Origin of the sequence: Prochlorococcus marinus str. MIT 9313, assembly GCF_000011485.1 — a bacterium.
GTDB classification, from domain to species: Bacteria; Cyanobacteriota; Cyanobacteriia; order PCC-6307; family Cyanobiaceae; genus Prochlorococcus; species Prochlorococcus marinus_D.
This window is the reverse complement of the sequence record NC_005071.1, coordinates 2,263,433-2,276,489: the sequence shown is the minus strand read 5'-3', so window position 1 is coordinate 2,276,489 and position 13,057 is coordinate 2,263,433. Positions and strand designations below refer to the sequence as shown.

Genomic DNA, 13,057 nt, shown 5'->3' with positions numbered 1-13,057 from the left:
TAACTAAGAGCTTGAGTGTTGAGATATCAAGTAATTGTATGAGCTTGCCGTATTAGTTTTCTTATTGAGTTCATTCAACGATATTTGCTACGACTTTAGGGCAGGAGTTTTGAAAGATATGCTTCTAGGCGCTTGCTTATGGCTAATCATTTCAGCTAGGATTTACAGCATGTGCAGCAAAATCAGATGATATTTATTGGGCCAATATATTCTAATAGCTTAGGTTGAATCAAAAAAGAAATTTCACAAGGCTCTGGATTGCAATCACCGCCTAAGCTTGTTGATTCAATCAGCTTAGTAGTTAATTAATGGTAGGCCTGCAGGTGGCGGATTTAGAGCTCTTTTGACTTCCTGCTGCACTGATAATTTAAATTTTGACCACTGGGGACTGCGGATAATCTGTTGAGCAGCGGCCTTGCCGAGTCGGTGACCTGCTTCTACGTCGCTGGGGTAGTGCAAGCCGCAAAACGGACGGGCATAGATCCCCTGGCGCCCTGTTAGCAAGAGGGGCTCACGCCGTTGCGGGAACAGATCGGCTAGCAGGTAACTCGCTGTGGTGTACCAGCTTGCATGGCCACTGGGATAACTCTTGCTATCTTCCAATGGTAGGCAGGGTTTGATGGTGGAATAGGCGACGAAGGGGCGATCACGACTGATTTCTTTCTTGAAAGTGTCTTTCACGTTGTTGACTAGCTTGATGAATTGCGGAAGCTTTTTTTGATCTTTGGAGCTGTTTTGGAGAAATCAGAACCCAAGGCAGGTTCGAAAACTGTCAAAACTTTGTCCAGATAGGTCCAAGCATTCCTAACTCCGCTAGGGCTTCTGCTGTTTTGAAGCCAGAAGAGAATATCGAGATCACGTTGTAATGACTTGCTACCTATTTCTGGAGGATCACCGATTACTTTGCGCAGGGCAGGGATATCTAGAACGAATCCCTTCGCTGGATTGCTTGATTCGGCATAAACAGATGGTGACACTAAGCCAGTGAAAGCAAAACTTAGAAGAAGACTGCGGACTGAAATGTTTTTCATGGAAATTACTTGTAGCTGATTGATGATTGCTAGTGGCAATAAGTAAAGGAATATTGCTTGGATAGGTTTCTTTAGGGCTGGACTGTCATCGATCGGTTAACAGGTAAACATTGATCGATCCGTCTGATGGCTCTAGCTTTGCTGGATAGGATTAATGTCTTGATAATGGTTCTCTAGTCCGTTGATGAGGATTTCTCTAGCCTAACCTAGAAAATCTTTTTCTTTGGGAGTCAAGTTGCTATTTATCAAGATGGGTTCTCTTTGGTTGATTTTGAGTAGACCTGACGAGCTGCTCTATTAATACTTGAAAGCCATTATGAACAAGATGCCATTTGTTAATGACTGATTTCTTTGGTTATTCATTTTTCCTATAGTGGTGTTTCAGTTGTTCGGCAGTTTGTGAAACGAACTGGTTCAGACTTTTTAAGTCTTGGAGTGCTTTGTCCAACAAGATATCATCTCTTTTGCAGGCTCCGTTAATTCCATCAAGTAGCAATGTGATTATCTTATTGGTATTGCGGACACGCTCACTCATCAGAGCAAGCAGTTCGATCAGCAGTTCGGAGTCATAGATCAGTGCTTTGAGTAGATCGTTACCGTTGATTTGGAGTAGTTCCGCAGGTCCATCAACCACCCGGACATCAGCAGAGTGGGTGCCATCGCCGAATAGGCCCATCTCCCCCAATAATGCTTCGGCTTCTATCACTGTCAGCGTGTGAGGAGATTGACCTTGTTGTTGGATCTCAATCGCCACCTTTCCTTGAGTCAGTAGAAGCAGGTGCTTGGCTGGCGCGTCTTGCTTGAGGAGCAGCTCTCCTGGCTTGGCATACAAGGTTTTGGGATGGAGTGCATTGGCGTGGGTCGACAGCAGTAACTTCAGTCGCTCGCGGACTCGCTGAAGTTGAGGCTCTTGTCCCCACATGGCTGCTGTGGATGGCTTTCATTATCTTGGTATGACTGGCAACATCGTGCAGAACCAATGCAAACGGTTGCTTGATGGGGGGAAACTTTTTTTACCTTTATGGGGACGGTCTGATGTTGTTGTTGTTGTTGTTGTTGTTGTTCCTATTTCCACCTGTGCCTGTATTTGTGGCTTGATTGTGAGTATCATCACTTGATGTACTGGATGTGGAGCTATTGCCCGAATCATTACTAGAAGTATCTGTAGATGTTTCACCTGAGTTATTCGCAGAGCTATCGTCTGCATTATTGGTAGAGGTATCGTCTGAGTCATTCGTAGAACTATCTGTTGAAGTATTGTCTGAATCATCGCTAGAATTATTTGTAGATGCTTGATCTGAATCTTCATTTTCGTTGCTTTCGCTAGACTGATCCTTATTGGTGTTCTTGTTTTCTTTGGACTCATTCAACTCAGTTTGTATTGTGTTGCTCGTTTCAATGAGTTGATTTATATCACCAAATGGTTGTTCGTCTTTAGAGCCTAAAACACTATTACCATTGATAATGGGTGTGCCGTTTTCGTTGGTTCCCAGCGTTAAGTAGATACCTCTATCATATTGATGGCTTCCTTTGTTTTGGTCTGAATCGTTATCGCCGGGTTCACCTTCTAGTGAGGCTATGGGGTTCATCGAAAGTTTTCTAGTAGGAGCAGGAGTTGGTGTATTGCTCAGTAGCTTATTAAATGTTTTTGCTATGACAGTGCTTTCTGGGGGGGGGGTTTGCCCTTTGAGATGTTTAATGACGAGCTGGCTGTAATACTTAGGAGTCATTTTCGTGCGACTTAGGATATTTCCGTCTGGGTCTATTCTCACTTGCTCACCAGCTTTGATGATATAAGCATCATTTTGGTCACTTGTAGCATTAGAGCCAAAGCCCTTGTCTAAAGTGTATGTTTGGATTTTCTTCTCGAGGTATTCAAGCGCTTTCTTTTCAACTAGATTATTATCCTTCATCCACATTCCTCGTGCTGGAACTGAATCTTGGATGGCAGATGATTCGTATGCTTGGACATTATCAACAGCTTGTTCGACAATCAGCGACTTGACGGGTTCTGATTCGTGCGGGGGCGCAATTTGTCCGATGGATGCAAATCGCAATTTTGTATTTTTAGATTGCTTACTTTGGGAGACTTCAGTACTTAAGACTTCATCATCTTTAGAAATGGCTGGGGCTTCTACAAAGCTTCCGCCAGTGGGGAATCGATAGGATATCTTGCCTCCTATGGTTGTCTCCGCAATACCATCGTAGGAACCATAGGTAAATAAATTAAATCTTGGACCGATGGGTATATTCAATCCTATGCGCCCACCAGCATAGTTTTTGCCGATCCCTGCAAGTAGATATGGCGATAAAGATAGGGTGATGGGCTCTTGATCAATTTCAGCCATAGGCATTCCTACCGTTGCACTGGCAAAGGAGAATTGGCTCTCGCAGTTGTCTACTGGAACACCACCAGCAGCTGCAAACTTCCAACGATTTCTTGCTGTCTCTACTCCTAAGGAAAGCTGTGAGCGAGAACAACTATCTTTAATTTGACCCTGCCAATGGGTGTACCCCGCCATGACTCCATTGCTTCTTTGGTTATTGGGATCAAACCAGCGATATCCGAATTCTTGGCTTACTCCCCATGCCTTGTCGAAGTTAGAGGATGAGGATGTAAGGCTATAGAGAACTGAACTCCCGCTGTTTTGACTGAGAGGTTGAAAGTATGCTAAGTCACCTAAAATAAGCCCCTCAAAATCACTGTTATTGGAATTATTTCCCCAGATGGTTCCACCGATTCCAATCACTGGATTGAGTCGTGGATAGAGGGTGAGAATGTCCGGGTCTGGCTCGTTGAGCAAGGCGGCTTCAGATTTGCTGCTGATTTGAGCTTCTCCAGTGAGTACAGCGAGGTCATAACTACCTTCTTCGTTGATGCTTAAGACATAGGTCGTACCACGAATTCCAAGAACCTTGCTACCGATGCAGCTACGCTGGTTGCCGTTGATCAGGACAGACCCATTGCTTAAACTGAAGCAGTCTTCACCAAGGTTGATCAAGCTGTTTTTGCCGAGATACCCAAGAGCACGACGATCAAAAAGCAATTCAGTTCTGCTGCTGCCTGTGCTTATTTGTTGTCCCTCTTTGGCCGATTGCTTGACGCGTGCTTGACTTTTATCGATATACACTTCGTTGCCATCAACAATGCGTTGAATGGTTGCTTGCTTAAGGGATGAGGCGAAAGCAGGGCTAAACAAACCTTGTAATACGATCAACCACAAGAAACGTTTCCCTAACTTCATCATCAACTCTTTTAGTATTTTTTATTCTTTACTTGATTCATTCAGGAATTTGACTTTGCTATGGACGCTTTTAATCGCGTACACGTGCTGTGCTTTCTGGCCTCGTATCTCATATAGTCCTAAGTTTTGTAGGGTCCATTGGTCGCCGAGGAGTTGAGCTACTTCCTCGCTCATAACCACTGTTTGATTGCTTTGTTTGGCTATTTTTTCGAGCCGGCTAGCAGTGTTGACAGCATCGCCTATCACCGTGTAATCCATCCGGCTGCGGGAGCCAATGTTGCCGCTGATCACAGTGCCAAAACTAAGCACAACCACCTGTTCCCAGGATTTTTCACCTTTATTGTTCCAGTGTTGATTGAGCTTTGCTAGCCGTTTCTCGATATCTAAAGCTGCTTCGATGGCGGCTTTTGCATCCACCTGACTGCTTCGCTTGATTGGTGCTCCAAAAACAGCCAAGGCGGCATCGCCAATGAATTTATCCACCGTGCCTCCCCGTTGATGGATGGCTTCTACAACTTCCGAGAAATAGAGGTTTAGCCTTTCAACCAGTCGGGGTACTTGACCACTTTCTGACATGGATTGGGTGAAGCTGGTGAAGCTGCGAATATCGGTCATTAACACCACGACTTCCGTGAGTCGTCCACCCAGGATGTCATCTGCTTCCTCAGGTTGATTGGCGATCTCCGCGGCTACGGCTGGTGATAAGTAGCGCCCTAGGCTTTGTCGTAGGCGTCGTTTTTGCCATTGGAGTTTCAATGTGGCACCAGCACTACTGATGACTCCTGCTGCGAGTGCTCCAGCAGACAGGCTCACCAAACCAACCTCAAGGCCAAGTAGGGCAATGAATAGGAGGCTTAGTAGCAGTAGGCCTGCAGCAATCGCCGTCAGCAATCCCAGGCGAGTAAGAGGACGTTCCCAGCGCTGAGAGGCCAAAGCCATCAGTACCACCATCACTCCTAGCAACAGCGACCATCCAGGCGATTTGTGGGGGAACAGCAGGGCGCGGCCTTCTATTTGATTGGCGATTTCCGTCGCGTGGACTTCCACGCCAGGCATGCCTGCACCTCTTGCAAATGCTGTTTGGTGTAAGTCTTGTAGTGATGTAGCCGTTGGACCGATTAGGACGAGTTGATCGCGCAGTTGCCCAGACTCTTTCAATGCGGCATAGCTGTTTGGCTCAAGCAGCTGCCAGATGGAAAGTGTCGGAATCGTGCGCGGTGGGCCGTAGGGATCGAGGAGTGGCAACCAACCATCCCATTTCACATGATGCTCCACTGGTAGTTCTGCAGCTTGTAAGAGCGCAACCCCAAGGCTAAGAGGAGTGTTTTTGCCAAGACTCTTGCTGACCGTGGTGGCGTAGGTATTCGGGCGTTGGCGGATCACACCATCAGCATCTTGGAATCCATTGAGTAGTCCGTGTTGGTTTGTTCCCAATGCAGCGCTAAGTGCAGGGGTGGCACGTAGAAGGCTTAGGCCTCCTACAGCACCACGGCTTTCGAGCACTTGTGCTGCCAATACTACTTTGGGTTGGAAGCGCTTTAAGCTGACGGCTAAGACCTGATCGTCATTTGGGCCATAGATACTTGGGCTATCGAAGAGCAGGTCAACAGCAACAGCCTTCACTCCACAGGCAAACAGGCGATCCAAAACCGTTGCGTAGATTTTTCGCGGCCATGGCCAATGCTGCAAACTACGTAAATCTCTTCTCTCACTGAGATCTGTATTGGATGCTTGTTGCAGGCTGAAGTCGTCAATGGCCACGATCGTGATGCCATCAGGAACCCGACGTGGGCCACGAAGCTCTTGGGCAGCATCGACAAATGCCAGTTCAAGAAGCTCTATTTGGCTGGGATAGAGCAATCCAATGCCGCCAATCACCACTCCAAGGCTTAAGACAGCCGCTTGGCGCTTGATCCACTTGCCCTTTGTTACCATCCATGCTCAAGACTGCTAATAACCATCGTGATGCGAGTCGTTCTGAACAGCCAGCTCTTGTTGCATTAGGCAGGAACAGCTTTGTCTTGAGATCGAAAGCTGTTATCAGGAATAGTGCATGCTTAGTGTGTGAGTGAAGGTTGACTAATGTGCAAATAATTGATTCATATTGAAGAGTGATTTAGGGGTTGCATTATTGTTCAATAACTAAAAATAATGAAACATGGCTGTTTTTAGCGTTCAGCAGTTGCAGGCTGTGCAATTTTTTTCGGCTTTAACAACGGATGATTGTGAGCAATTATTGGATCGCCATCTTGAGTCCAGTCACGGTGCTGACCAGGTTTTCGTGATGGAGCAAGACTGGGGTGAATCGGTTTTTCTGTTGTGCTCAGGCATGGCCAAAGTTCGCAGTTATACGGCTGATGGCGATGAAGTTGTGATGTCAGTGTTGGGGGAGGGGGACCTGTTTGGTGAGATGGCTGTTCTTGATGCCGCACCCAGGTCTGCTGATGTTGTGGCCTTAACGCCAGTGAAACTTTTGAAGATGAGAGCGTCGCCTTTTGTGACTTTGCTGCGCAAGGAAGTGGGCTTTGCGATTGCCCTTGCTCAGCTTGAGGCATCTCGCTTGCGGGATCTCAATCAGCGTTTTGCAATCCAGACCAGTGATGCCACGACGCGCTTACTCAATGCATTGGCTTACTTGGCTCGCAAGAGTTCTTCTGCTGATGATCCCAAAGTGGCGATTCCGCCGTTAGCTCAAAGGGAGTTGGGTCTCATGGCAGGTTTGTCCAGGGAGACTGCCTCCCGGACATTGAGCAAGCTGCGCAGTCGTGGAACACTGGAGGAGGTCGAAGGCTGCCTGCGTTTGGTGGATCTGCAGCCGCTCGTTAAACGAGGCCTGTTGCCGCTTGGCGCTTAGAGCTTTTGAGCACGGTTACGGGTTGAATTGACCAGCCAGAATCGTCTTGGATTTAGGAGTCTTTGGACAGCTTTCAGAAAAACAAGTTGCTGATCTCGAGGGATGCGACTCTTCAGCACTCAATGAGTTGCTGTGATCAAAGTTGCTCATGTCGCCGATATGGGAATGATGTTAAGTCCTAGCCTTGAAGGTACGTGGTCTGACGCAGGCTCGCTTCTAGATGGTCCATCAGCCGGCGCACATCGTTGATCTTTAGCTCACCTCGTTGAATCGCAAGTTCACTAGCCAAGCGCAGCCTCTCTAGCAGGAGCTCAGGGTTGTGCTCCATGGCTTCGAGCACCTCGGAATTGGTGTTGCCTCGCACAACGTGGTCCACCTGGTAGCCACCAGCAGTTGTTAAACGGATGTGCACTGCATTGGTACTGCCGAACAGGTTGTGCAGATTGCCCATCACTTCCTGGTAAGCACCGGCGAGAAACATGCCAATCATGTAAGCCTCGTTTTGGCGCAGGTTGTGAAGCTCCAGCAGAGTTTTGGTTTGCCCATTCCCGATGAAGCGGTCCAGTTTGCCGTCGGAGTCGCAGGTGAGGTCAGCGAAGTGACCTAGCTGAGTTGGCTCTTCATTCAATCGATGAATCGGCATGAGCGGGAAGAGTTGTTCGATGGCCCAGGTGTCTGGGGCTGAACGAAATATTGAAAGGTTGGCGTAGTAGGTGCTAGCGAGAACAGCTCTTAAACTTTGTAAGTCGTCGGGAATTGTTTCGTTGCAAGGCAATTGGCCCATAATTGCTTCGGCGCAAGCCCCTGTAAGTTGTTCTGCCAGAGCCCGCTCTGGCAGGCTGATGTAACCCAAGCGGAAGGCGGCGAGGGCATCTTCTTTGAATTTGATCGCGTCGTTCCATGCTTCCTGTAGGCGCGATATTTCAGATACAGCACCCTTTTGAGTTGCCATAACTCCTGAGAGCGTCTCCCTAAGGTTGTGAATGGTGAGGGGTTCCTCTACTGTTTGCTTGGGGATAGCTCCTGGGACAGTTCCTGTACCCAGTACATCGAACACGAGTATTGAGAAATGACTAGCGATCGCGCGTCCGCTTTCGCTCACAAGGATAGGCAAAGTGATGCCATGGGGTTTACAGCATTCGCGCACCGTTGCGACTACATCATTGGCGTAGTTTTGTAGGGAGTAGTTGGTCGATGCTGCGCTAGCGCTGCGGCTGCCGTCGTAGTCGACACCCAGACCACCCCCAACATCCAAATACCCCATGGGGGCTCCCAGCTTGGTCAGCTCTACGTAAATTTGCGCTGCCTCTTGAAGCGCGTCTTTGAGTACAGCGATGTCGTTGATTTGGCTCCCGATGTGGAAGTGCAGTAGGCGCAGATCGCTAAGTAGATCAGCTTGTCTTAAGGCTTCCACTGTGGCTAGCAGATCCGGCACTGAGAGACCGAACTTGGCTTTCTCGCCTACTGAGCTACTCCAGTGGCCCGTACTGCGTGTCGTTAGCTTTGCTCGTACACCGAGGAAGGGTGCTGCGCCAAGTTCTTGGCTGGAGCGGATAATCCGTTCCACTTCATCGGGTTGTTCAATCACTACCACAGGTTGGCGACCAAGCCTGCGGGCCAGGATCGCGGTTTCGATGTAGCGCTGATCTTTGTAGCCGTTACAGATCAGTAGTGCCTCTGGGTCGTTGACGAGTGAAAGAGCAATCAGCAGCTCAGCCTTGCTGCCAGCCTCTAGGCCAAAGTGCCATTGGCGACCACTTTCTACCAGTTGTTCTACGACGTGGCGCTGTTGGTTGCACTTCACCGGGAATACGCCTTGATATCGACCGGCGTATCCGTATTTGCTAATAGCTTCTTCGAAGGCGCTGTGCAGCCTCTCTAGCCGGTCTTCGAGGATGTCATCAAAGCGGATCAGCAGAGGCAAGTTGAGGTTACGGCTTTTGAGCTCCTCTACCAGTTCCACCAGATCCAGGCAGCTGCCTTGATCGCCGCGTGGCTGGACCTGCACGTGGCCGTTAGCGTTGGCTGAGAAGTAAGGGTGTCCCCAGTGATCGAGGCCATAGAGAGCTGCACTGTCTGCAACGGTCCATGACTTGTTGTCCTGGATGGGGTCGGCTGCCGACATAACGCACGCAGATGGATCGCGGAGGGAATGACAAGGAAATCTAGGTGTGCTTTGGCATTCGATTCTTCTTGGTATCAGGATCCCTCCCGCTCAATAGTGGTTGCAGTCTTTTGAGGTTTACTTTTGCCCCTCTTCAGAGAGTCGGAGTTTCTTGGGGCGGTATCGCAAATGGGATTTGTCTCATTGATCAGAGCAGCGTCATGCTGCCCAAGGCTTGCCCTTGACTGAGATTCTGCTAGTCGCCGCGTATCACCTTGTAGAGCCTATGCATCGAGCGGATCAGCCTTCTTTGGCTATGCAGTTTGCTGGAATGACTTTGCTGCTGATTTAGTGACCCGATTTCCATTTGGCGGAGATGTACCAATCGGGCCAGTTTCTCGACCAACCCCTGGTCTTGATCGATCAGGGGTTGTAGGTCTCGGCGCTCCACTTCTAGGAGTACCGATTCTTCAAGTGCGCGAACTGTGGAGTTGCGAGGTTGTTTCGTGCACAGTGCCATTTCGCCGAAGATCTCATGCTGGCCAAGTTTTTGAAAGGTTATTTTTTGTCCTTGTGAATTTGTTTGCGACACCTCAACCGTGCCGGTGATCATCTGGTATAAGCAATCTCCGCTTTCACCCTGCCGGATGATTGTTTCCCCTTTTGCGAAGCGTACGCAGCGTGTTGATGGGGCTAGGGCATCAAGTTGGGCTTGACTTAGATCTGTAAAAAGTGCATTGCTAGTGAGCCATTGGACCTTGCGTTGAGTGTCAGCGCACATTGGATCGTCTGCAGCCAAGGTCTGTGGTTTGGGGCTCCCTAAACGGACTCGGAATGGAATGCTTTGACCGATTCGCTCGAGGGCATACCAAATTTGTTCCATCAGTTCACCACGGATGCTCAACCGTTTGACGTCACTGATATCTTTATGCCACACCTGGATGCCATAGCAGATGTAACTGTCTTCGAAGCTGGCTACCCATGCTTTTGGGGCTGGTTTGGTCAGTACAGAAGCGTGGCGATTGACTACACCCAGCAGCAGGCTGAGAGCTTGTGATGGAGGGAAGCCGTAATCCAGGCCAACTTCAAAACAATTGCCATAGGGAGTGCCTAGGTGGACTCGTCGGATCGTCGCTTGAGCAACCGTGTCGTTTGGGATAATCAGGGTGCACCCATCCATACCAGTGCGTAGATAGGTGTTCATTAGGGTCAGCATGATGACTTGACCGCAGTCCTCTCCTATTTGGATCCAATCGCCTTCTTTAAACGGTTGATCTAATTGAAGACTCAGCCCTCCGAAAATGTCTTTAAGTGGTTCTTGTGCGGCGAAGGCGACGACGCCTGTGAGCAAGGCAGATGTCGTGATCAAGCCAGCGAGATTGACCCCTGCCTGCTGCAGGATGATTAATGTCAGGATGGCTGCCAGGATGAGTCCGCTCAGTTGGCGCAGAATTTTGGCGGGTGGATGCCACCAGCCCAGTGCACCTGGAATCTCCAGGAGCAACCATCCCCCCAGACTGAGTGTTGCGTAGAGCAGTGCTAGTTGTCCGATTGTGGTGAGGCTGGCCTGCTTGGAGATGATCTTTTCTAAGAACGGCAGCGCAGTCCCTACCCAGAGCAGTAATGCCAGCACGGGTAGGCGAACCGGTGGTTTTGGCCAGCGTGAGCTAAGCAGGTTGCGTTGATGGCTAACCGTTAACAGCAGGGTGATCAAAATCGTGGTGATTAGGCGCAGGCCAAACGTCATCAGATTTGGGCATTCGTAGTAGGAGAATTGATTGCATGGGTTGGGCAGTCATGCCATGGACCCAGCATGTTGAAGCAACTTCAAGTGATTGAATTCTGATCGATGTGTCGTCTGCGAGGCCATCAATGCCCGCATTTTCTTGTTGTGCTTTGGCTTTGCTTGCCATAAGGGTCTAAGCCAATGCTGCTGAAGCCTGTGTTCGTCAAGGGATCGGTGGCATGACCGAGCTGTTGGCTGTCAATTGGCCCGCAGAGGTAATCGCTGTTCGATTCACTGATGGAGATCATTGTGATTGGATTTTCCTCTTTGGAGCGGGTCGGACCTGCCTCACTCAAAAGGGTGTAGATGATTAGACCGAATGATTGGGCTAGTTTGTTATTCCAAAAAGTGCCAGGGCTGAATAGAATGATTACCTAGGGAACAAGATGTCTTCACAGTGCATCATTTAGGACCTTGTCAGTTTTCTGGCGATAGCAGTTGGTGCGATGGTAATAGCGGGGATAACTGTTAGGTTAAATGATTTAGTTATCCTCTCTGCAACAGGCTTTGCTGCGATATCACGAGCCCAATGCTCTGCTGTGTATGTGGATCGTGTGCCATTTCTAGTTGGATTTCTCTGTTGAAAGGTCTCTATAGGAGAGCAGTGTAGTTGAGGGTTAGGGCATTGCTGCTTGTCTGATTCAGATCTAGGGCCATTGGTTGGCTTGCCAAGCGGTAACTCCAACACGGACGATGGCCGCAACAACGACTGATCAGCATGGCCATGGAACGCACCTTTGTTGCCATCAAGCCCGATGGCGTCCAGCGTGGTCTGGTGGGAGAAATTCTGGGTCGATTTGAGCGCAAGGGCTTCAAGCTCGTGGGACTTAAACAGGTCACCCCCAGTCGTGATTTGGCTGGTGAGCATTACGGTGTGCACCGTGAGCGCCCTTTCTTTGCTGGGCTTGTTGATTTCATTACCTCCGGCCCGGTGATTGCAATGGTCTGGGAAGGTGATGGTGTGATTGCGAGTGCCCGCAAGTTGATCGGCGCCACCAAGCCTCTTGATGCTGAGCCGGGCACCATCCGCGGTGATTTAGCTGTGAACATCGGTCGTAATGTGATCCACGGCTCAGATGGTCCAGACACCGCTCAGTTTGAGATCAACCTCTGGTTCTCTGCTGAAGAGCTCAACGCATGGACTCCTTCAGATCAAAGCTGGCGTATTGAAAGCTGAGGTTGAAAGATTTCGCGTGCCTGATTGGGGCAAAATGATTGCGCTGTTGATCAGGCTTTTGTGATGATTGGGACTGACATCACGACCCTGAAGCCAGTGGGTCTCTTCACTGGCTTCAGTTTGATGGCCATGATGCTTTCGAGCTCGGTTCAAGCTGCAGAGACCGCAATGGTGCAGGAGATCCTCGATGGCAATCAGTTGTACATCGATTCTCAACGGGCGAAAGTGAATCAAAAGGCTACTGAGCCACAGCAAGTCCGCACGGGCGATAGTCGTGGCCAGCTTTTGTTCAATTCCGGAGCATCTGGTCGCCTGAATCGGTTTTCCAGAATGCAATTAGGTAGTAGTTGCTATCAACTTACCCAGGGGCAGATTTTGGTCTCCGGGAAGCAAGATGGCTGTACCCGTTCAGCCCGACTGAGTGTTCGAGGCACGAATTACGTTTTGCAGGTTTCGGACGATGGGGCTACTGAGGTGTCTGTTTTGGAGGGTGAGGTGGAATATCGTTCTGTGGAGCCTCAAGCTCAAGCTCAAGCTCAAGCTGGTCAATCTCCCAGGATGGATCAAGCTCAGGATCAACAACCTTTGAGTGATGAGCCGGTCATCATTAGATCTGGAGAATCGCTTCGGGTGACCCCTGATGGCATGATCTCAGCATTGAGAAAGCTAACGGCTGGCGATTACAGCAGCATCTTTGCAGGCCCTTTGTTTGAGGGCTTCCAGACTGAGATCCCTGCTTTGCCTTCACTCCAATCTTATGTGCGATCTCAGTTCCCATCAGTGAGAATTCCGTCAATTCCTACGATCGTGCCTTCCTCTACCCCTCGGATCCCTGGTGGTGGATTTTTTCGGTTTTGATT

General features: G+C 49.3%; 11 protein-coding genes. 3 read left to right on the top strand and 8 right to left on the bottom strand.

Annotated elements, in window-relative coordinates; genetic code table 11:
* Positions 1 to 294: 294 nt before the first annotated feature.
* The 5 genes from AKG35_RS13125 to AKG35_RS11465 all read right to left on the bottom strand — a co-directional run bounded on the left by AKG35_RS13125 (position 295) and on the right by AKG35_RS11465 (position 6,211).
* Entirely contained in the window at positions 295 to 681 is a 387-nt protein-coding gene (locus tag AKG35_RS13125; RefSeq protein ID WP_011131520.1) for a phosphatase PAP2 family protein, read from the bottom strand.
* Positions 682 to 689: 8 nt separating this feature from the next.
* Complete coding sequence (locus tag AKG35_RS13120) at positions 690 to 1,031, bottom strand: hypothetical protein (RefSeq protein ID WP_011131519.1); 342 nt, start codon at positions 1,029 to 1,031, stop codon at positions 690 to 692.
* 355 nt (positions 1,032 to 1,386) lie between these two features.
* Positions 1,387 to 1,953 (bottom strand): cyclic nucleotide-binding domain-containing protein, encoded by a 567-nt coding sequence (locus AKG35_RS11475; protein WP_011131518.1) that lies wholly within the window; start codon positions 1,951 to 1,953, stop codon positions 1,387 to 1,389.
* Positions 1,954 to 2,050: 97 nt separating this feature from the next.
* A complete protein-coding gene (locus tag AKG35_RS11470) occupies positions 2,051 to 4,279 on the bottom strand; it encodes a hypothetical protein (protein WP_011131517.1) in 2,229 nt (742 codons plus the stop codon).
* Positions 4,280 to 4,297: 18 nt separating this feature from the next.
* Complete coding sequence (locus AKG35_RS11465) at positions 4,298 to 6,211, bottom strand: CHASE2 domain-containing protein (protein ID WP_011131516.1); 1,914 nt, start codon at positions 6,209 to 6,211, stop codon at positions 4,298 to 4,300.
* A gap of 223 nt (positions 6,212 to 6,434) precedes the next feature.
* On the opposite strand from AKG35_RS11465, the gene AKG35_RS11460 reads away from it, so the two are divergent.
* Positions 6,435 to 7,130: a Crp/Fnr family transcriptional regulator gene (locus AKG35_RS11460; RefSeq protein WP_011131515.1), complete on the top strand. Its 696-nt coding sequence runs from the start codon at positions 6,435 to 6,437 to the stop codon at positions 7,128 to 7,130.
* Positions 7,131 to 7,308: 178 nt separating this feature from the next.
* On the opposite strand, the gene speA is transcribed toward AKG35_RS11460, so the two are convergent.
* From speA to AKG35_RS13675, 3 genes are all read right to left on the bottom strand, one after another.
* On the bottom strand, positions 7,309 to 9,255 hold the full coding sequence (gene speA, locus AKG35_RS11455; RefSeq protein WP_011131514.1) for a biosynthetic arginine decarboxylase: 1,947 nt from the start codon (positions 9,253 to 9,255) through the stop codon (positions 7,309 to 7,311).
* Between the two features lie 235 nt (positions 9,256 to 9,490).
* Positions 9,491 to 10,981: a mechanosensitive ion channel family protein gene (locus AKG35_RS11450; RefSeq protein ID WP_011131513.1), complete on the bottom strand. Its 1,491-nt coding sequence runs from the start codon at positions 10,979 to 10,981 to the stop codon at positions 9,491 to 9,493.
* 630 nt (positions 10,982 to 11,611) lie between these two features.
* Positions 11,612 to 11,746 (bottom strand): hypothetical protein, encoded by a 135-nt coding sequence (locus tag AKG35_RS13675; protein WP_268869574.1) that lies wholly within the window; start codon positions 11,744 to 11,746, stop codon positions 11,612 to 11,614.
* On the opposite strand from AKG35_RS13675, the gene ndk reads away from it, so the two are divergent.
* Together ndk and AKG35_RS11435 are read left to right on the top strand one after the other, a co-directional pair.
* On the top strand, positions 11,739 to 12,197 hold the full coding sequence (gene ndk / locus AKG35_RS11440; protein ID WP_011131512.1) for a nucleoside-diphosphate kinase: 459 nt from the start codon (positions 11,739 to 11,741) through the stop codon (positions 12,195 to 12,197). The two genes, AKG35_RS13675 and ndk, sit on opposite strands and share 8 nt — an antisense overlap.
* 63 nt (positions 12,198 to 12,260) lie before the next feature.
* A complete protein-coding gene (locus tag AKG35_RS11435) occupies positions 12,261 to 13,055 on the top strand; it encodes a FecR domain-containing protein (protein ID WP_011131511.1) in 795 nt (264 codons plus the stop codon).
* Positions 13,056 to 13,057 lie beyond the last annotated feature (2 nt).

Bases quoted from the DNA above. Each gene is read 5' to 3' on its own strand.
- AKG35_RS13120 (WP_011131519.1), bottom strand. From the start codon at position 1,031: ATGAAAAACATTTCAGTCCGCAGTCTTCTTCTAAGTTTTGCTTTCACT.
- AKG35_RS11475 (WP_011131518.1), bottom strand. From the start codon at position 1,953: ATGTGGGGACAAGAGCCTCAACTTCAGCGAGTCCGCGAGCGACTGAAG.
- AKG35_RS11470 (WP_011131517.1), bottom strand. From the start codon at position 4,279: ATGATGAAGTTAGGGAAACGTTTCTTGTGGTTGATCGTATTACAAGGT.
- AKG35_RS11465 (WP_011131516.1), bottom strand. From the start codon at position 6,211: ATGGTAACAAAGGGCAAGTGGATCAAGCGCCAAGCGGCTGTCTTAAGC.
- AKG35_RS11460 (WP_011131515.1), top strand. From the start codon at position 6,435: ATGGCTGTTTTTAGCGTTCAGCAGTTGCAGGCTGTGCAATTTTTTTCG.
- speA (WP_011131514.1), bottom strand. From the start codon at position 9,255: ATGTCGGCAGCCGACCCCATCCAGGACAACAAGTCATGGACCGTTGCA.
- AKG35_RS11450 (WP_011131513.1), bottom strand. From the start codon at position 10,981: ATGACGTTTGGCCTGCGCCTAATCACCACGATTTTGATCACCCTGCTG.
- ndk (WP_011131512.1), top strand. From the start codon at position 11,739: ATGGCCATGGAACGCACCTTTGTTGCCATCAAGCCCGATGGCGTCCAG.
- AKG35_RS13675 (WP_268869574.1), bottom strand. From the start codon at position 11,746: ATGGCCATGCTGATCAGTCGTTGTTGCGGCCATCGTCCGTGTTGGAGT.
- AKG35_RS11435 (WP_011131511.1), top strand. From the start codon at position 12,261: ATGATTGGGACTGACATCACGACCCTGAAGCCAGTGGGTCTCTTCACT.